The organism is Halogeometricum rufum (assembly GCF_900112175.1).
Classification (GTDB): Archaea; Halobacteriota; Halobacteria; order Halobacteriales; family Haloferacaceae; genus Halogeometricum; species Halogeometricum rufum.
This window is the reverse complement of the sequence record NZ_FOYT01000002.1, coordinates 550,927-569,117: the sequence shown is the minus strand read 5'-3', so window position 1 is coordinate 569,117 and position 18,191 is coordinate 550,927. Positions and strand designations below refer to the sequence as shown.

The 18,191-nt window shown below is 68.8% G+C and carries 22 protein-coding genes; 13 read left to right on the top strand and 9 right to left on the bottom strand.

The window, feature by feature from the left end; all coding sequences use genetic code 11:
* The first annotated feature begins 162 nt into the window (after window positions 1-162).
* Complete coding sequence (locus tag BM310_RS12505) at window positions 163-927, top strand: sensor domain-containing protein (RefSeq protein WP_089808194.1); 765 nt, start codon at window positions 163-165, stop codon at window positions 925-927.
* A gap of 7 nt (window positions 928-934) precedes the next feature.
* Here BM310_RS12505 and ppk1 read toward each other — a convergent pair whose 3' ends face one another.
* A complete protein-coding gene (gene ppk1 / locus BM310_RS12500) occupies window positions 935-3,259 on the bottom strand; it encodes a polyphosphate kinase 1 (protein WP_089808192.1) in 2,325 nt (774 codons plus the stop codon).
* A gap of 59 nt (window positions 3,260-3,318) precedes the next feature.
* The gene (locus tag BM310_RS12495; RefSeq protein WP_089808190.1) at window positions 3,319-4,008 is read right to left on the bottom strand and encodes a metallophosphoesterase family protein; all 690 of its coding nucleotides are present in this window, start codon (window positions 4,006-4,008) and stop codon (window positions 3,319-3,321) included.
* Window positions 4,009-4,185: 177 nt separating this feature from the next.
* Between BM310_RS12495 and map the strand changes: the two genes are divergently transcribed.
* Window positions 4,186-5,076: a type II methionyl aminopeptidase gene (gene map, locus BM310_RS12490; RefSeq protein ID WP_089808188.1), complete on the top strand. Its 891-nt coding sequence runs from the start codon at window positions 4,186-4,188 to the stop codon at window positions 5,074-5,076.
* A gap of 12 nt (window positions 5,077-5,088) precedes the next feature.
* Here map and BM310_RS12485 read toward each other — a convergent pair whose 3' ends face one another.
* A complete protein-coding gene (locus BM310_RS12485; RefSeq protein WP_089808186.1) occupies window positions 5,089-5,286 on the bottom strand; it encodes a DUF7835 family putative zinc beta-ribbon protein in 198 nt (65 codons plus the stop codon).
* A 128-nt stretch (window positions 5,287-5,414) separates the two neighbouring features.
* On the opposite strand from BM310_RS12485, the gene BM310_RS12480 reads away from it, so the two are divergent.
* Entirely contained in the window at window positions 5,415-5,969 is a 555-nt protein-coding gene (locus tag BM310_RS12480) for an HIT family protein (protein ID WP_089808184.1), read from the top strand.
* A 76-nt stretch (window positions 5,970-6,045) separates the two neighbouring features.
* Window positions 6,046-6,978, top strand: a complete 933-nt coding sequence (locus tag BM310_RS12475) for a cation diffusion facilitator family transporter (RefSeq protein ID WP_218156436.1) — start codon at window positions 6,046-6,048, stop codon at window positions 6,976-6,978.
* On the opposite strand, the gene BM310_RS12470 is transcribed toward BM310_RS12475, so the two are convergent.
* The gene (locus BM310_RS12470; RefSeq protein ID WP_089808180.1) at window positions 6,979-7,572 is read right to left on the bottom strand and encodes a S26 family signal peptidase; all 594 of its coding nucleotides are present in this window, start codon (window positions 7,570-7,572) and stop codon (window positions 6,979-6,981) included.
* An 82-nt stretch (window positions 7,573-7,654) separates the two neighbouring features.
* Here BM310_RS12470 and BM310_RS12465 point away from each other — a divergent pair, with 82 nt between their 5' ends.
* Together BM310_RS12465 and BM310_RS12460 are read left to right on the top strand one after the other, a co-directional pair.
* A complete protein-coding gene (locus BM310_RS12465) occupies window positions 7,655-8,113 on the top strand; it encodes a GNAT family N-acetyltransferase (RefSeq protein WP_089808178.1) in 459 nt (152 codons plus the stop codon).
* 53 nt (window positions 8,114-8,166) lie between these two features.
* On the top strand, window positions 8,167-8,346 hold the full coding sequence (locus tag BM310_RS12460; protein WP_089808176.1) for a hypothetical protein: 180 nt from the start codon (window positions 8,167-8,169) through the stop codon (window positions 8,344-8,346).
* Window positions 8,347-8,459: 113 nt separating this feature from the next.
* Here the strand turns inward: BM310_RS12460 and BM310_RS12455 are convergent, their stop codons facing one another.
* Window positions 8,460-9,899 (bottom strand): peptidoglycan-binding domain-containing protein, encoded by a 1,440-nt coding sequence (locus BM310_RS12455; RefSeq protein WP_143105163.1) that lies wholly within the window; start codon window positions 9,897-9,899, stop codon window positions 8,460-8,462.
* 170 nt (window positions 9,900-10,069) lie between these two features.
* Between BM310_RS12455 and BM310_RS12450 the strand changes: the two genes are divergently transcribed.
* Complete coding sequence (locus tag BM310_RS12450; protein WP_143105162.1) at window positions 10,070-11,020, top strand: hypothetical protein; 951 nt, start codon at window positions 10,070-10,072, stop codon at window positions 11,018-11,020.
* 234 nt (window positions 11,021-11,254) lie between these two features.
* Complete coding sequence (locus BM310_RS12445; protein ID WP_089808170.1) at window positions 11,255-11,914, top strand: TMEM175 family protein; 660 nt, start codon at window positions 11,255-11,257, stop codon at window positions 11,912-11,914.
* A 51-nt stretch (window positions 11,915-11,965) separates the two neighbouring features.
* Here BM310_RS12445 and BM310_RS12440 read toward each other — a convergent pair whose 3' ends face one another.
* Window positions 11,966-13,219: a tRNA (N(6)-L-threonylcarbamoyladenosine(37)-C(2))-methylthiotransferase gene (locus tag BM310_RS12440; RefSeq protein ID WP_089808168.1), complete on the bottom strand. Its 1,254-nt coding sequence runs from the start codon at window positions 13,217-13,219 to the stop codon at window positions 11,966-11,968.
* 162 nt (window positions 13,220-13,381) lie between these two features.
* Between BM310_RS12440 and BM310_RS21855 the strand changes: the two genes are divergently transcribed.
* Entirely contained in the window at window positions 13,382-13,567 is a 186-nt protein-coding gene (locus BM310_RS21855; protein ID WP_089808166.1) for a PQQ-binding-like beta-propeller repeat protein, read from the top strand.
* A 33-nt stretch (window positions 13,568-13,600) separates the two neighbouring features.
* Here the strand turns inward: BM310_RS21855 and deoC are convergent, their stop codons facing one another.
* Window positions 13,601-14,239 carry a deoxyribose-phosphate aldolase gene (gene deoC, locus BM310_RS12430; RefSeq protein WP_089808165.1) on the bottom strand — a complete coding sequence of 213 codons (639 nt, stop codon included), beginning with the start codon at window positions 14,237-14,239 and terminating at the stop codon, window positions 13,601-13,603.
* A 105-nt stretch (window positions 14,240-14,344) separates the two neighbouring features.
* On the opposite strand from deoC, the gene BM310_RS12425 reads away from it, so the two are divergent.
* The 4 genes from BM310_RS12425 (at window position 14,345) to BM310_RS12410 (ending at window position 16,997) form a co-directional block, all read left to right on the top strand.
* Entirely contained in the window at window positions 14,345-15,163 is an 819-nt protein-coding gene (locus BM310_RS12425; protein ID WP_089808163.1) for a DUF63 family protein, read from the top strand.
* Between the two features lie 65 nt (window positions 15,164-15,228).
* Window positions 15,229-15,429, top strand: coding sequence for a hypothetical protein (locus BM310_RS12420; protein WP_089808160.1), 201 nt, complete (start codon window positions 15,229-15,231; stop codon window positions 15,427-15,429).
* Between the two features lie 151 nt (window positions 15,430-15,580).
* Window positions 15,581-16,444: a carbohydrate kinase family protein gene (locus tag BM310_RS12415; RefSeq protein ID WP_089808158.1), complete on the top strand. Its 864-nt coding sequence runs from the start codon at window positions 15,581-15,583 to the stop codon at window positions 16,442-16,444.
* Window positions 16,445-16,487: 43 nt separating this feature from the next.
* On the top strand, window positions 16,488-16,997 hold the full coding sequence (locus BM310_RS12410) for a hypothetical protein (protein WP_089808156.1): 510 nt from the start codon (window positions 16,488-16,490) through the stop codon (window positions 16,995-16,997).
* Between the two features lie 46 nt (window positions 16,998-17,043).
* Here the strand turns inward: BM310_RS12410 and BM310_RS12405 are convergent, their stop codons facing one another.
* Window positions 17,044-17,259, bottom strand: a complete 216-nt coding sequence (locus tag BM310_RS12405; RefSeq protein ID WP_231751727.1) for a hypothetical protein — start codon at window positions 17,257-17,259, stop codon at window positions 17,044-17,046.
* 186 nt (window positions 17,260-17,445) lie between these two features.
* Window positions 17,446-17,928, bottom strand: a complete 483-nt coding sequence (locus BM310_RS12400; protein ID WP_089808155.1) for a hypothetical protein — start codon at window positions 17,926-17,928, stop codon at window positions 17,446-17,448.
* Between the last annotated feature and the right edge of the window lie 263 nt (window positions 17,929-18,191).

Sequence of the window (18,191 nt, the reverse complement as noted above, 5' to 3'; positions counted from 1 at the left end):
GGGGGCGCGAGCGTCGGGCGCGGTCGGTGACTGGCGGTCCACACGGCTCCACGTTCCGAACGACGCTTCCGCCGGACCCGGCGTAATACCGTTCGAGGACTTTCCGAGGCGGCGACTCTACCGAACGCTTATGCCGCCGCGCACGAGTGTCACCGGTGAATCATGTCGAGTGACGCTCGACTCCCAACGCCCTCCCCCTGGCCGACAGGCTCCCTCCGGTCGGCCGCCGCCGCACCGCTCCGCCCGCAGACGTATCGCAACCTGCTGTACCTCTCGCTCGCGTTTCCGCTCGGGCTGACCTACTTCGTCTTCCTCGCCGTCGGGTTCGGCGTCGGCGTGAGCCTCGCGTTCGTCGTCGTCGGGATTCCCCTCCTCGTCGCCGTCCTCGCCGTCGCCCTCGGTCTGGCGTCGGTCGAACGGAAGCTGGCGACGCTGCTGCTCGGCGTCTCCGTCACCCCGCCGGCGACGCCCGACTCCGACTCGCTCGTCGAGCGAACGAAGCGACTCGTCGTCGGCCTGCGGACGTGGAAGGCCGTCGCCTACCTCGCCAGCAAACTCGTCTTCGGCGTCGTCTCCTTCACCGCCATCACGTCGCTGCTCGTGACGGCCGTCTCGCTGCTCGCCGTCCCGTTCGTCTACGACCGACCGGGCGTCTACGTCGGACTACTCGCCTCCGAACCGGCCGTCTTCCGCCCCGAGATGTTCCTCGGCTGGGACGGCGCCCTCGTCGGCGTCCGCGCCGCCTTCAGCCTCACCTCGTGGCAGGTGACGACGCTCGCGGAGGCGACGGCCGTCGCGGGCTTCGGCGTCGTCCTCGCCGTCGTCACGCTGAACCTCCTGAACGGCCTCGCGTGGCTCTCGGGCCGGTACACGGTGTGGCTCCTCGGCGGCGAACGCGACGACGCGTCGGACGCGGCCGCCGCCTGAGCGGCCGTCACCAGTCGTCGCCGGCGAACCCCTCTCGCCGTATCGACTCGTGTCGCGCGTCGGTCCGCGCCAGCGACATCAACACCTCCTGCGCGACGAGTTCCGCGTCGTCGCCGGGGCGGCACCGCTCGTACGCGCCGTCGGCGGTCATCCGCCACCGCTTGCGGTTGTCGGCCAGAAGCGTCTGCAGCACCACGTCGAGTTCGTGCTGGAGTTCCGGGCTCTCGACGGGGACGACGGCCTCCACCCGCCGGTCGAGGTTGCGCGTCATCCAGTCCGCGGAGCCGATGTAGTACTCCGGTGCGCCCCCGGCCCCGCTCTCGTCGCCGTCTCCGTTCCCGTCACCGTCTCCGCTCTCGTCGCCGGTTCCGTTCCCGCCACCGGCGGCGGCGTCGCCCGTCGAGGCTGCACCCCGCGCGTTCTCGAAGTAGAAGACGCGCGAGTGTTCGAGGAAGCGACCGACGACGCTGGAGACGGTGACCGTCTCGGAGAGTCCCTCGACGCCGGGTCGGAGGCGGCAGATGCCGCGCACCACGAGGTCGATTTCGACGCCCGCTCGCGACGCCTCGTACAGTTCGCGGACTATCTCGGGGTCCTCCAGCGAGTTCATCTTGGCGACGATGCGGGCGTCTGCCCCCGCGCGGGCGTTCGTCGCCTCGCGGCGAATCAGGCGCACGAGCTCGTTTCGGAGGTTCTCCGGCGCGACGAGCAGCGTCCGGTAGTCGGTGTGGCGGGCGTGCCCGGTGAAGAAGTTGAACAGGTTCACCAGGTCGCGCCCGACGCTCCGGTCGGCGGTGAGCAGTCCGAGGTCGGTGTACGTCTTCGCCGTCTCGGAGTGGTAGTTGCCGGTTGCGACGTGCGAGTAGAGGCGGACCCCGTCGTCCTCCTCGCGGACGACCAGCGCCGTCTTCGCGTGCGTCTTCAGCCCGACGGTGCCGTAGGCGACGTGGATGCCCTCCTCCTCCAGTCGGCGGACCCACCGGAGGTTGTTCTCCTCGTCGAACCGCGCCTTCAACTCGACCATCACCGCCACCTGCTTGCCGCGGGCGGCGGCGTCGATGAGCGTCCGGACGACGCTGGAGTCGGGTGCAGTGCGGTAGATGGTCATCTTGATGGCGAGGACGTCCGGGTCCCGGGCCGCCGCGGAGAGGAACGTCTGCACGGTGCCCGAAAAGGAGTGGTACGGGTGGTGGACGAGGACGTCGCCGGCCCGAATCTCCGCGAACAGCGACGCCGGGTCGTCGGCCGCGTGGTCGGCCAGTCGGGGGTGCGGTTGCGGCGTCCACGACGGCAGTCGCAGGTCCGGCCTGTCGAGGTCCGCGAGGCGGAAGCAGAAGCGGTAGTCTATCGGCCCGTCGCGTTCGTACACCTCCGCCTCGTCGACGCCGAGGTGTTCGACCAACAGGTCGCGGACGAACGCCGGCGTGTCGGCGTCGAGTTCGAGGCGGACGACGGTGGCGAACCGTCGCTGTCTGAGGACGTCCTCGATGGCCTCGATGAGGCCCTCGGCCACCTCCTCGTTGCGCCGCACCTCGGCGTTGCGCGTCACCCGAAACAGCGACGTGCCGACCACCTCCACGTTCGGGAACACGAGGTCGAGGTTCGCGCGGACGACGTCTTCGAGGAGGACGAACCGCTCGCCCGCCTCGCCGGTGGGTCCCTCCCCGGCCACGCCGCCGACGTCGACGAGTCGGGGTCGGTTCGGCGGCACCTTCACCCGGGAGAATCGCAGGTCGTCGTCCTCCTCCTCGCGCGTGAGGACGGCCACCGAGAGGCTGAGGTTCGAGACGAACGGGAACGACGCCGTCGGGTCGAACGTCAGCGGCGTCAGCGTCGGGAGGACGGACGCCTCGAAGTACGACCGGAGGCGGTCGCGTTCGGCCGCCGTCAGGTCGTCGTAGTCGAGGATGCGGACGCCCGCGTCGGCGAGGGCGGGGCGGACGGCTTCGCGGTAGCAGCGCTCCTGTTCGGCGAACAGGTCGTCCGCCCGCGAGAGGACGGCCGACCACTGCGCCCGCGGCGTCCGCCCGTCAGGCGAGGGCTCCGTCACGCCGGCGGCGATCTGCTGTTTGAGGCCGCCGACGCGCTTCATGAAGAACTCGTCGAGGTTGCCGGTGAGGATGGCGAGGAACTTCGCGCGTTCGAGCGGCGGGTTCTCCTCGTCGAGCGCTTCGTGGAGGACGCGGTGGTGAAAAGAGAGTTCGCTCAGTTCGCGGTTGAGATACCACGCGGCGTCGCTCACGTGCGCGTCCTCGAACGACGCCGGGGCGTCGGGCGCGATAGCCGGCGTCCTTGCGGCGGCGTCTCCCGACGCCGGTTCCTCCGAATCCATGGACGGAGAGTGTTCGCCGAGTGACTTTACGGGTTCGCCGCCCGCTCAGCGGTTCGCCGTCACTGCATCGGGGCGACGGCGGGGCGGACCCACTTCGACGCCGCCCGCTCCTGCACCGTCTCCTCGGGCGACACGGTGACGAACTCGTCGTCGTGCCAGTCGTAGGCGGTGAGTTCGTTGCCGTAGACACAGCCGGTGTCGAGGCCGACGGCGTGGCGGCGGTAGACGGGCGCGGCCAGCGGCGTGTGGCCGAAGAAGACGCGGTGGGGTCCCTCGTGAACCTCCCACCAGTAGGGCTCGCCGTCCGCGCCGTCGAGTTCGCGGCAGTTCTCTAACTCGTCGACGGAGTGGTCGGCCAGCGGTTTCCGCGGGTCCACGCCGCCGTGGACGACGAGGGTATCCGCCCACGAGATGGCGACGGGGAGGTCCCGAATCCACGCCATCTGGTCGTCGGTGAGTTCGTCGAGTTCCTTCGTCCCGCGGATGAGTTTCTCCTCGTTGTTGCCGCGGACGGTGAACATGTTCTCGGCCTCGCGGACCAGCGACACCACGCCCGCGCTGTCGGGTCCCTTGCGGACCAGGTCGCCGACGAAGACGACCAAGTCGTCGTCGCTGACGCCGAGTTTCTCGAGCATGCGCTCCAGTTCGGACCGGCAGCCGTGCACGTCGCCGACGACGTAGACGTCGTCCCAGTCGTCCACGTCGAGTCGCCGGTGTGGTACGTCCGCGTCGAACCCTGGCTCACTCATCGTTCCTCTGACGCGAGGGTACGGAGTCAATAAACCGTTGCTAGGAGGTGCTGTGTGCTCTATATAGTCACGAGAGGGAGATGCACGACCGGTCCGACGGCCCGCCGAGAGCGCCGCGTTCGGCGGACGGAGACGGGGTCCGCAACCTCTTTCATTCGCTCGCGCCAACGACGGGCCATGAGCATCGGACCCCTCGACGAGGAGACGGTCGAGAACTACCGAGAGGCCGGGCAGGTCCTCCGGCAGGTTCTCGACGAGACGGCCGAGATGGTGGAACCGGGCGTGACGCACCTCGAAGTCGCCGAGTACGCCGAAGAGCGAATCTACGAACTCGCCGACGGCTGTGCCTTCCCGACCAACATCAGCGTGAACGAGGAGGCGTCCCACGCCACCCCGGGCCGCGACGACGACACGGAGTTCGGCGAGGACATGGTCTGTCTGGACTGCGGCGTCCACGTCGACGGCTACATCGCCGACGCCGCGGTGACGGTGGACCTCTCGGGCAACGCCGAACTGAAGGAGGCGGCCGAGGAGGCACTCGACGCCGCCCTCGACGCCGTCGCCCCCGGCGTCCAGACGGGCGCCGTCGGCGCGGAGATAGAGGACGTGATTCGAGGCTACGGCTATACGCCGGTCCTCAACCTCTCGGGACACGGCGTCGAGCAGTGGGACGCCCACACGGGCCCGAACGTCCCGAACCGCGGCACCGAACGCGGCGTCGAGTTCGAAGTCGGCGACGTGGTGGCCATCGAACCGTTCGCGACGACGGGGTCGGGGAAGGTCACCGAGGGGTCCAAAGAGGAGATTTACAGCCTCGAACGCGACCGGTCGGTGCGCAACCGCGCGGCGCGAGAGGTCCTCGAACAGGTCACCGAGGAGTACCGGACGCTCCCGTTCGCCGCCCGGTGGCTGGACTCCTCGCGCGCGGACATCGCCGTCCAGCGACTGAAACAGCAGGGCGTCCTGCACGGCTACCCCGTCCTGAAGGAGGACGACGGCGAACTCGTGAGTCAGGCCGAACACACCGTCGTCGTCACCGAGGACGGCTGCGAGATACTCACCGAGTAGGGCGGCCGGTCCTCACCCGCCGTTCATCCGAACCGACTCCTCGGCCCCGCAGACGGTGCAGACGGAGACGCGGTAGGGTTCCCGAGAGAACGGCGCGGTGGTCGGGTCTCCGCTCTCCGTCACGAGTTCGACGCCGACGCGGTGCGGCGTGTCGCGCCCGCAGTCGCGGCACGGTTCGACGAACTCGGAGGGGTCGGGTTTCGTACTCATCGACACCTCTACGTCGCAATCTGGTATGAACGTATTCGACAGCGACGCGAACGGTCTTCGAACGCTTCGGGTCGCCCGCCGGGTCCGGATAGCCGGGTCTATAACGCCGGCACTCCCGGATGAGAGACATGGACCAGATATTCGCCCCGTGGCGCATCGAGTGGGTCGAACGCGACGGCGACGGCGACGGCGACTGTCCGTTCTGCGCGCTCCCCGACGCCGACGACGACAGGGCGAACCGAATCGTCGCGCGGAGCGACCGCTCGTTCGTCCTCCTCAACAACTACCCGTACAACCCCGGCCACGCGATGGTCATCCCCTACCGCCACGCCGGGTCGTGGGGCGACCTGACCGACGCGGAACTGCTCGACCACGCGAAACTGAAGGCGCGGACGCTGGAGGCCCTCGACACCGCCCTCGGCCCGGACGGGGCCAACGCGGGCGAGAACCTCGGCGGCGGCGCCGCCGGCGGGTCCATCGACGACCACCTGCACACGCACGTCGTCCCGCGGTGGAACGGCGACACGAACTTCATGCCCGTCGTCGGCGACACGAAGGTCATCGTCGAGGCGTTGGACGACACGTACGACCGCCTCCACGAGGCGTTCGCGGCGCAGGACGGTGCCCACGCGGACGGCGACGACGACGCCGTCGCGTTCGACTTCGGGGCGGGCGACGACTGAGCGCCCGGCCCGGACGCCCGACGGCGGCGTCGCCGTCATAGCAAACGTAATGCGTGTCCCTCGGCAATGTCCGGTGATGAGCGGCGACCGAAGCAGGGTGATGCGCCGGGTGGGGTTCGTCATCCTCGCGGTGAACGTCGGACTCGCCCTCGCGAAGGCCGGCGTCTGGTGGTCGACGGGGAGCCTCGCCGTCGGGTCCGAAGCCGTCAACAGCGCCGCCGACGCCGTCTACAGCATCATCGTCCTCGCGGGCCTGTACCTGACGACGCAACCGCCCGACTTCGAACACCCGCACGGCCACGAGCGAATCGAACCGTTCGTCTCCCTGTTCGTCGCCGTCGGCGTCTTCGCGGCCGGCGCGGGCGTCCTGTGGAACGCGACCACCTCCGTCCTGAACGGGACGTACGGGCGCACCGCCGGGACGGCGGGCGTCGCCGTCCTCGTCGTCTCCGCCGTCGTGAAGTACGGCCTCTACCGCTACTGCCTCCGCATCGGCGAGCGAACCCACTCGCCCGCCATCGTCGCCACCGCCCTCGACAACCGCAACGACATCCTCACCGCCGGCGCGGCCCTCGTCGGCGTCCTCGGCGCGAGTTACGGCGTCCCCATCCTCGACCCCATCGCCGCGGGCGTCGTCTCCTTGGGCATCGTCTACACGGGCTACGAAATCGTCCGCGACAACGTGAACTACCTCGTCGGCGCGGCGCCGCCGGACGACCTGACGGCGGAGATTCTCGAACGCGCACTCGAACACCCCGAGGTGCGGGGCGCGCACGACGTGGTCGCCCACTACGTCGGCCCGGAGATAGACGTGAGCCTCCACATCGAGGTGGAGGGCGACATGACGCTGTTCGAGGCGCACGACATCGAGTCGGCGGTGGTCGAGTCGATACGCGACTTGCCCGAGGTGGACGACGTGTTCGTCCACGTCGACCCGAAGGAACTCGGCGAGTGGAAGGAGGACGACCGGACGACCCGCCTGTTCGAGCGACGCGCCCGCGAGAAGTAGCTACAGTTTCCCGGCGATGGCGAGTCGCACCCACCCGAGGAAGGGGACGCGGACCTGCGCCTTCGCGCGGACCCACTCGGGCGCGACGGGCGGCGCGAGTCCGGTCGCCTGGTCGTACCGCGCCACGTCGTCGCCCTTCGTGATGTAGCCCGCGTTCGGCGCCGGGCAGTTCGTCAGTTCCGCACAGCTATCGACGCCCGCACCGATGGCGTCGGGGTCGGCCCTGTCGTACCAGTTCTCGCCGGCATCGACGCGGAACTGCGCGCGGTGGATTATCGGCGACCCCGTCCTGCCGGGCGGCATGTAGACGACGACGTCGCCCCCGTCGGAGAAGCGGGTGTACCCCTCCGCCGCCGCGCGGGTGACGATGCCGTGTTCGTCCGCCGCCCCGCCGGCGTAGCGGTTCGTGTCGGAGACGAGCACCATGTCGCCGGTGTCGATGTGCGGTTCCATGCTACCGCTCTCGACGGCGACCATCGGGGGCCAGATGCCCGTCACCGCGAACAGAATCGCGCCGACGAGGGCGACGGCGGCGACGGTCTGGAGGACGTCGCGGACGTACAGGGGGAGGCGGGGACCGGAGTCGTCGGCCATCACCGACTGTGAGCGAAGCACCGACAAAAGGTCGGCGGTCGGGATGCCAACGGTCTTGCCCCGCGGCCGCGTCGGCCCGCGCATGGACGACGACTACGAACTCGTCCGGTCGGTCCCCGACGCGGAGACGTTCTGCGCCCTCCGCGAGGCGGCCGGGATGTCGCCCCGAAGCCTCGACGGCGCCCGCCGCGGCCTGCCGAACACGCTGTTCGGCGTGCGCGTCGAGTACGAGGGCGGGGCCGAGACGGACCCGGACGCGAGGGACGGACCCCGCGAGGTGGTGGGGATGGCCCGCGTCGTCGGCGACGGGGGCACCGTCTACCAGATAACCGACATGGCGGTCCACCCCGACCACCAGGGCCGAGGGCTGGGGAGCGCGATGATGGACGAACTCGTCGCCTACCTCGACCGGGAGGCCCCCGAACACGCCTACGTGAACCTCTTCGCCGACGTGGACGGCTTCTACGAGCGCTGGGGGTTCGCGGACACGGCGCCCGAGTCGGTGGGGATGTACCGGCGGTTCGACGGCGACGCGCCGTGACGCGCGGGCGGCGGGACCGTAGCTATATCGGGCCGGCGTCCCACACCACGGGTATGTCCGACGACAGCCGTATCCACCTGGACGACGCGGAGGTACACCTCACCGCAGACGTCGACGGCGTCGACTCACCGTACACCGGCGGCATCTGCATCCTCCCGAGCGGGTTCGTGGAACTGCACGACGCCGACACCTACCTGCCGCCGCACGCCGTCGCGTACGTGACCGAAGAATGACTGCACCCCGACGTGTCTGTCGGAACCTCGGTTCGGGGTGAAAGCCGCTCTCCCTCGTCTTCGGAGTCGGGCCGGTCGCGCCGTACGGTTGGTGCGCTACCGACAGCCGGAGGTCAGGGCTGGAGGAGCGTGTGCATCTTTCGGAACGTGTGCTGGCCGGCGAGGCCGTCGGCGGCCAGCCCGTGGTTTCGTTGCCACGCCCGTAGCTTTCGCTCGGTCTCCGGCCCGAACACCCCGTCCTGCCGCGCTCCGATTACGCCCTGAAGCCTGCGCACGTCGTCTCCCCGACTCCCCGACCGGAGCGTCCGGTTGATGATTGCGTTAGCGGAGAGGGTCGACTGCATCTTCCGGTGCGTCTGTGGGCCGGCGATGCCGTCGGCGGCCAACCCGTGGTTTCGTTGCCACCCCCGTAGCTTCCGCTCGGTCTCCGGCCCGAACAGCCCGTCCTGTCGCGCTCCGATTACGCCCTGAAGCCGACGGACGTCCGCGCCCTCGCTCCCGGTCTCGAGGCGTCGATAGATGCTCGGATTACCACCACGGAGTCTGTTGATCGCGCGGATCGTGTTCGGGCCCGCGACCCCGTCGGGGTGGAGCCCCATTCCCTGCTGCCAGGATTTCAGCGCAGCACTGGTCTGAGGGCCAAACCGACCGTCTCGCTGGACACCGAGGAATCGCTGTAATCGGCGAACGTCGGCTCCCTGACTCCCGACTCGAAGTGTCCGGTGGACTTTCGGAGGCTCACGGTCGTGCCGGCGAATCGCTCGATGCGTCCCGGCGTCTACGATTCCGGTCGCGGCTAAGCCCTGCTGTCGCTGGAAACGCTTCACCGAAGACTTCGTGAAGGGTCCGTACTTCCCATCCGGCTTCACGCGGAGGAACTTCTGGAGTTGCTCGACGTCCTCTCCACGGTCCCCGTACCGAAGCGTTCGATACACTCGGGACGACTCGTTCGGTCCCGGAATCTCCTCGCACTCCTGCGGGTTGTATTTTAGATATTCCAACGAGTGGAACGTCGTAGGATAGGACCCACCGAGAGGGACGTTTCCACCGGACCCCGGTTTAGTCAGCCGAACGCCCCCTCCCCAGGAGAATTCGACATCGTTCTTCGTCCCACAGACGCGACCGCCGCGTGGCAGGAGCTTTTGGCCCACTTTGCGATAGAGCGATCGACGGTCCGCCTCTTCGATCGGGAGGGTACTCGATGCACACCTGACGATGTCGATTCGGGCGTGGTCGGCGAACACGTCGAACGGCCCGTCGATCTCGTCGAGCTTTCCTTCGGTGACGAAGTCGTCGCCGAGGGAGAATACGCCACCGGCGTAGCCGTGTGCCACGATCGTCATATCGGATATCTTTCCGTTCTCTCGAATCTGGTCCGGTTCCGACAGCTCCCGAAGCTTCTCACGGAGGTCGTCGAACCCACCGGTCTTCTCGGTGGGGAGGAATCGAGAACCCAGAGGCGCGGCGTTCGCGATTGCTTTCTTCGCGGCCTGTCGAAGCGTCCCCTCGATCGAGCTGTCGAGTACGTAGAACCGCTGCTTTGCTGAGGTCATGATGTTCACTCGTCGAAACGACGTGTAGATGTAATACAGCTGAGAGTATGTACGCGTCGCTCGTTCTCCTGGTATCGGAACGACCACAGAAGCGATATATAGTACCGCGACAGGATCCGAGAGTGGTTCGCGGCTGAGATGTCGACACAGACACCGGTACGTGCGATGATGTGTCACTCGACTCGCAGCCGAGGCAAAGTTTAATATTTGTTCTATTGTTGTCACTTCTTATGAGTACTCTCGGTTCCACCCACTCGGCCTTAGACGAGAAGTTGCAATGGATGCTCGACGCACCGTTCTTCATCGACGACACGCAACTCAACGCATTCTACGATGCGGTCCTCCAGCCCCAGGTGTCGAGAGAAGAGTCGATACACATCGAGATTACGGAGGAGACGGCGCGGAACCTGGGTGCGAACCTGGACATCGACGTCAATCCCCTGGCGCTCGCTGGGAGCCTGGCCAACGTACTCGGTCCGTTCAACGTCAAGGCGAGCGGGGGGTTCGGGTTCAGTCGAGACAGTAGCCAGACCGAGACGAAGACGATCGATCTGCAACCGATCGAGACGCCGCAACGGCAGTTGATCCAGTTGACGACGCAGTATCTGGTGAACCACTCCGACCGGATATTCTTCGTCGACGACGCGAAGCAGGACCGAGACTGGTTCGACCCCGCCGAGATCGAACGGGTGCCTCGGGAGGTCGTGTTCCTCGACCTCCCCTCCGAAGAGAGGGCGAAAGCGAAGAACACTCCCAAGACGAAGCTCATCCCGATGGCCGTCGAGTTCGCCGACGGCACGATCGAGACCCTCTACGACAAACTGGGAGCGAAACGACGGGGCGATTCGTGGGCGCCCTACATCCAGAACTTCTCCCCGGAGGAAGCCGTCGAGGTCCTCGAAGAGGCCGCCGAGGGGAAGGGCCGAATCGAGTGGATCAACTTCCGCGTCCCCCTCGACGAGGACATCACGGCCAGGGTCCACTTCGAACCCCGTGGCGCGTACAACAACGGTACGTTCGCGTACAACCTGATCTACCTCGGCTACAAACACGGCCTCCGCCTCGTCGGAACCGTCAATCGGGAACCGGACGTCCGGGTACTGGCCGGCTACAGAAAGTGAGTACGTCGCTCCGTCCGAGTTCTGTTCCCGTTCGTCCGCTCCGACCGAACGGGACTCCCTAAGCACGACTCTCGAAATCCGTCGTCCGCCGCGTTTCGAAGAGATGGTTCGTCTCGCGGTCTACACCGACTTCCCGAACGCGTACACCGACTGGTGGCCCGTCACTTCGGAGTGACCCCGCACGGCCACCCCGGCGAAGCAATAGTCTTGCTCGTTGCTGTCGTTTGGCATCTCATGGGGATACCACTCCGTCGAGAGTCGACCGAAACGGACCGACTCCTCGCACTGAGCGACGGCGTCATCGCTATCGCCATCACGCTGTTGGTGCTCGAACTCACCGTTCCGGAGGTGCCGCCGGGGACCCCGACTGCCGCAGTTCCGACCCTCGTCTTCGAACAGTGGCACGAGTTCGTCGGATACGTCCTCAGTTTCCTCGTCATCGGGTCCTACTGGGTCAACCACCGTCGTCTCTTCGTGCACATCGAGAGACACGACAGGGGCGTCGTGTGGCTCAACCTCGTCTTCCTCCTCGTGCTCGCGTTCGTTCCGTTCGCATCCAGCATGTTCGCGACGTATCCGAACCAGTTCGGCGTCATGTTCCTCGCTGGTGCTCTCGCCCTCACCGGTCTCTGTCTCACGCTCCTCTGGTCGTACGCCTCGCGGCAACGACTCCTCAAAGAGGGGCTGGCGTCCCGCACCGTACAGATTCAAGCCGCACGGTTCCTCGCCTCCCCGTTCGTGTTCGTCCTCTCGATAGGCGTCGCCGCGTTCGACCCCGCTCTCGGCATCCTGACGTGGCTGCTGTTGGTTCCCATCAACGTCGCGCTCCAGTCGCGACTGGCCGACAGTCTCGAAGCGCCCATCGACAGGTCGGAGGACAGACCGGACGGCTGACTCCCGAGCGACGACGTGCGCCGGTCCCGTTCCGCCGCACTCGCCGCCCGTCTACACCGGCTTCCCGAACGCGTACACCGTCTGGTGACCCGTCACCTCGACGTCGAGGAAGTCGCCGGGTTCGACGCCGTGTTCGGAGGCGTTCTGCACGATTATCTGCCGGTAGGCGTCGTCGCGGCACTTCACGGAGTCGCCGGTGCCCTCCTGGACGACCATCACCCGTCGCGTCTCGCCGACCATCGACTCGTACGCCTCGGCGACGACGTCCATCTTCAACTCGGACATCGCCTTCGAGCGCTCCTTCTTCACCGTCCCGCCGAGGCCCTTCATCTCGGCGGCGTCGGTGCCGGGGCGCTTCGAGAAGCGCGTGACGTTCACCTTCTCGGGGCGCACCTCGCGGAAGAGCGCCATGCTCTGCTCGTGGTCCGCCTCCGTCTCGGTGGGGAAGCCGACGATGAAGTCCGTCGAGAGCGTCCAGTAGTCGAGTCGCTCGTCGAACGTCTCCACGATCTCGACGAACTTGTCCACGCGGTGCTGTCGTCGCATGTCCGCCAGCACGGTGTCGGACCCCGACTGGACGGGCAGGTGGATGAAGTTGTAGAGTTCGTCGTGTTCGGCGAACACGTCGGCCAACTCCTCGTGGATGCCGTGGACGCCGCCGGGGTTCGCCATCCCGAGGCGGACGCGGAACTCGCCGTCTATCTCCGAGCAGATGCGGTCGAGCAGTTCGGGGAGCTTCCTGTCCCCGTCGTCCCAGCCGTACACGCCCGTGTCCTGCCCGGTGATACGAATCTCCTTCGCGCCGGCGTGGACGAGCGCCCGCGCCTTCTCGACGTTCTCCTCGACGGGCGGCGAGTCCACGCGCCCGGTGGCGAACTTCGTGATGCAGTACGAGCAGTTCGACATACAGCCGCGGGCGATGGGGAGGATGCCGACGACGCCGTCCAGCACGGGTTCGGTGTCCGGCCCCGGGGTGGGGCACTCGCCGTTCGTCACCGCACTCGGCACGTCGTCCCAGTGGAGTATCTGGGCGTCCACGTCCTCCTCGCGGAACTCCTCTCCCTGCGCCAGCGCCATACAGCCCGTGACGATGAGGTCCGCCGTCTCTTCTTCCAGCTCTTTGGCCCGTCGGAGCATGTTGCGCTCCGTCTTCTCGACGACCGTACAGGTGTTCATGATGGCGACGTCGGCTTCCTCGGGCCCCTCGACGCGGTAGTGGCCGGCATCGCGGAGCGCGCTCTCGATGGCGCGGCTCTCACCGCGGTTGGAGGTGCAGCCGTACGTCTCGATGTGATATCGGGCCATTCGGTCGTTCTGAGGTCTCTCCTGCGCGGCCAAAAGGCCGACGGTTGGGGGCGACGGGCGGCGCCGGACGCCCGAGGCGACGGTGACGGCATCGGCGACGGTGACGGCGTCGGCGACGCACGGAAACGCTCATGCCCCCCCCCGACTGTCACGAACGAGTCGATGCCCTCCACCACGTCCAGACGGCGCTTCCTCGCGGCGTTCGGTGCAGTCCGGTGGCGGGTCCCCGTCGACGGCTACGTCGAGAGCGGGGTCACCGTCGCCGACGGCGCCTTGTTCTTCGCGACGAAGGGCGGCGAGAGCGAACGCGGCGAGGACGCCGAACCCCGCGTCTACGCGGTGGAGTGACTGTTCGGGGCCGACGGCCGACCCGCGCTCACCTCACTCCGCGGGGAAGCCCGAGACGATGTCGACGCCCGACGACGCGCCGATGCGTTCCGCGCCGGCGTCGAACATCGCCATCGCCTCCTCGTAGGAGCCGACGCCGCCGCTGGCTTTCACCGGGAGGTACTCCGCCATCAGTTCCACGTCGGCGACCGTCGCGCCGCCGTCTGCGAACCCCGTGGCGGTCTTCACGAAGTCGGCGTCGGCCTCGACGGCCGCCTCGCAGGCGCGGTGTTTCTCCTCGTCGGTGAGAAGCGCCGTCTCGAGGATGACCTTCACCGGGATGGGGACGGCGGCGACGACTTCGGCGACGTCCGCGGCGACGGCGTCGTCGTCGCCGGCCTTCAGTCGGCCGACGTTTATCACCATGTCCAGTTCGTCGGCGCCGTTCTCCCACGCGTCGACGGCCTCCGCGCGCTTCGCGGCCGTCGAGTGCTGGCCGTGCGGGAAGCCGACGACGGTGGCGAGCGTCACGTCCGGCGCGTAGTCGGCCGCCTCGGCGACGTAGCACGGGGGGATGCAGGCGTTCATCCCGTACTCGGCCGCCTCGTCGAGGACTGTCTCAACGTCCGCGAACGTCGTCTCCGGCCCGAGGACGGTGTGGTCGATGCGCGCGGCGAACTCCGTTCGGTCCATGCGGGGAGGTGACCGCGCCGGTACGTAAAAGGGACCGATAGCCGGCTTCGGCGGCCACCGCGGGGTTTCGTAAGGCTTTCACGGACGCCCGCCGCGCCACAGAGCATGGCGATACTCCCCGAAGGGTTCGCGCTGCCACCGCTGCCGTACCTCGTCGGCCTCCTCGTCGCCGTCGCCGCCGTCGTCGCCGCGGCGGCCCGCCGCCGCCCCGCCGTCACGCCGCGGCGCGTCCTCGCGTTCGTCCCGTGGATGGTGCTCGGCTCGGCCGTCCACGTTCTCTACGCCGTCGACGCCCTCCCCGCCGTCCTCCGCCCCCTCGGCGGCACGCCCGCCGTCTACCTCTCCGTCGGCGTCCTCGGCGTCGGCACGTTCCTCGCGTGCGCGGCGTGGGCCGCGGACGCCGTCGCGCCCGTCCTCGCCGGCGTCGGCACCCTCCTCGCCGCCGCCGCCGTCGCCGCCGCGTTCCTCGTCGGCGCGTCCGACGGGACGCTCGCGCCGTTCGTCCCCGCTCTCGGACTCGTCGCCGCCGCCGCCGTCGCCGCCGGCGCGTGGGTCCTCCTCGCCCGCGTCTACCCGGAGGCGCGAATCACCGCGCCGGTGGGCGTCCTCGCCGTCTTCGGTCACTCGCTCGACGCCGTCTCGACCGCCGTCGGCATCGACGTCCTCGGGTTCGCCGAACGGACCCCGCTCTCGCGGGCCATCATCGAGTTCGCGGCGACGCTCCCGACGGAACCGTTCCTCGGGACGGTGTGGCTGTTCGTCCTCGTCAAACTCCTCGTCGTCTCGGGCGTCGTCGCCCTGTTCGCCGACTACGTGCGCGAGGACCCGACGGAGGCGAACGTCCTCCTCGGCTTCGTCGCCGCCGTCGGCCTCGGCCCGGGCGCGCACAACCTCATCCTGTTCAGCGTCCTCGGCGGCGCGTGAGGGCGAGGAGCCGACCCCCGCGTCGAGACGCGGCTTATTTCGGTCGCCGCGTCCGTCCCTCTCCCGTGTCCCCCGCCGAGTCCCCTCCCTCGTGGACCGACCCGCGGTACGTCGCCGCCGTCGTCGGCGTCCTCGCGACGGGCGCGGTCGTGTTCTACAGCGCGCTGACGCCGACCGGACCGACCGTCGAGGAAGTCGTGTTCGCGCTTCTGGCGGTGATGCTCCCGGCGACGGCGGCGTACGAGGTGGCCCGCCGGTTCGGGTAGGCGGACCCCTCGACACCGCGTCCCCCGTCCGACCGCGCGCGTCGCCCGCCAGACCCCTCGACACCGTTCTCTCTCCCATCGGACCGCACCTCGCCGCGTCGTTCGTCGCAGTTGGCTTTTTGTAGGTGCCGGGGGATTCCACACGTCTGCCATGCCACGCGTCGTCTGCGCCGGCCACGTGAACTGGGACGTGACGCTCCGGGTCGACTCGCTCCCCGAACCCGACGGGGAGTCGACCGTCGACTCCCGGACCGCCGCGGGCGGCGGGAGCGCCTCCAACGTCGCCGTCGGCCTCTCCGACCTCGGCCTCGACACCTCGCTGCTCGGGAGCGTCGGCGACGACGAACGCGGCCGGGCCGCCCGCGCGGAGTTGACCGAGAAGGGCGTCGACTGCCAGCACGTCGTGACGTCGCCGGACCTCGAGACGACGACGAAGTACATCGTCGTCCAGCCGGAGGGCGAGGTGATGGTGTTCGGCTGTCCGGGCGCGAACGAGGCGTTCGCGGCGACGGACCTGCCCGAGTCCGTGCTCCGAGACGCCGACCACCTCCACCTCACGAGCCAACCGCCCGAGACGGCCACGCGACTGGCCGACCGGGCGTCGGCCGCCGGCGTTCCCGTCAGCTTCGACCCCGGCAGACGCATCGACGACCGGGGGTACGAGGAGGTAGTGACCGAGGTGGACTACCTGTTCTTGAACGACCGCGAGGCCGCCCTCGCCCTCGACGCGTTCGACCTGACCGACCGAACGCTCGTCCTCAAGCACGGCCCGGACGGCGCGGAGGTTCGCCTCCCCGGCGGCCGCGTCGCCCACCCGGGCTACCCCATCGACGCCGTGGACACGACGGGGGCGGGCGACGCCTTCGCCGCGGGGTTCCTCGCCGCCCGCGTCGCCGGCGACGACTTCGAGCGGTCGCTGGCCGTCGCCAACGCCTGTGGGGCGTTCGTCTCGCGCGTCCCCGGCGCGCGCGAGGAACTCTCGTGGACGGAGATCGAGGCGTTCCTCGGCGAGTGACGATGCCCGTCCGTTTTTGCCCCTCCGCGCCGTAGCACGACCGATGTCGCCTACACTCCCCGGCCAGTTGGCCGGGCCGCTCGGGAGGACGCTCGCGTTCGTCGGTCTGAGCGGGCTCTCGGGCCTCGTCGCCGCACTCGTCATGGGGCTCCCGATGGCGAGGCAGGAAGAGGGGTTCACGCCCGCCTACATCGCCGCCTCGATACTCCGGGGAACGACGCCGGACGAGGTGTCCGAGGTGGACGCCCACGTCGTCCACTACGGCGCGGGCGTCGTCGCCGGCGTCCTCTACGCGGCCGCGTACGCCGCTCTCACCGCCGTCGTCCCGCCGTTGCTCTCGGCGGGGTCGGTGATGGTCCTCCCGCACGCGCTGGCGACGATAGCCGTCGTCGGCTTCGTCTACGTCTTCTTCGCGCACTTCGTCCTCCCGAAGGCCGGCAAGCGCGTCTACGAGGAGCGCTCGACGGCCGTCCGCGGCCAGTGGCTCCGCTCGTCGTTCGTGTTCGGGGTGACGCTCGTCGTCGTGCTTCCGCTACTCACCGCCGGTCTGTAGTCGGGTCGGCCGCCGCCTTCGAGAACTGCAGACGCGTCCGGTCCGGTCAGTCCGCCGGCTGTTCCGTACCTGTCCGCGCCGACGGCCGTTCCGGCGCGGCGACATCGGCTTTGAGTGCCGGGTAGGCCCCCAGCAGTTCCGCGGCGGACTCGCCGGCGGTCCACCACCGGTCCGTCTCGGCGCGTTCGAGCCACCCCATCTCGGCCATCTCCCGACAGATGGTCCGTATCTCGCCGACGGCGTACTCGAACTCCGTCGCCACGCGGTCGGCTTCGACGCGCCCGCGTCGTCGAAGTGTCTCGAGAATGTGGCCCCACACTCTCGCGCGGTCCTCTACGTTCGAACTCGGTCCATTCCGCATTCGTACCCGTGGCGTCCGAGTCCGCACCCATAACTGCAGCGCCCCGATTTTCACCGCTGAGAGCCTTGGTGTCAGCTGGCGGACAAGTCAGTCGTCGGTCGGCGTCCGGCCCGAGTCACGAGGACGGGTGCGGCGGCCCGCGTCGCCGTCGGCGGCCGGTCCGCCGGCGGTCCGGACGAGTCCGAACCCGGCCGCGGCGACGGCCGCCCCGAAGAAGTTACACGCCACGTCGACGGCGGTGTCCGCCGCCCCGCCGGCGACGAAGACGTAGTTCGGCGTCGCGAACTCGGCCACCTCCCACGCGCCCGAGAGGGCGGCGAGGGTGACGAGGACCCACGCGAGGCGGAGGCGGGAGAGCAGGAGCCAGCCGGTGATGGCCGCCCCGGCGAGCGTGTGGGTCAGGAGGTCCCACCACCACACCGACTCGTACAGCGGAAGCAGGCCGAGTGCGGCGGCGAACGCCGTCGCGACGGCGAGCGTCCGGCGCGTGGCGACGCAGGCGACGGCGAACCGCCACGCTGCGGCGGAGTCGTTCGCGTCGACGCCGGCCGTGTTCGGTGTGAGTGACATGCTGAAAGGGAGAGTGTGATACCGTCGAAGCGGCCGCCGCGACGCCGCGCGCCGGGTGACGGCGCGTCGAGACGCGAGTGAACCGGGGGGATACTCGCGCGGCAGCGAGCGCCGGTCTGGCGCGCCGCGTCGCACGGTGGCCGAACCGTTCCGCCCCGGAGATGGTGACGCAAGGTCGGGCGAGGGGGAACGCGCCCGTTCGGTCGAGGGGGGGGATGGGATGGAACCTCTCGGAGCGGACCGGTCTTCGACGGCCATCGAGT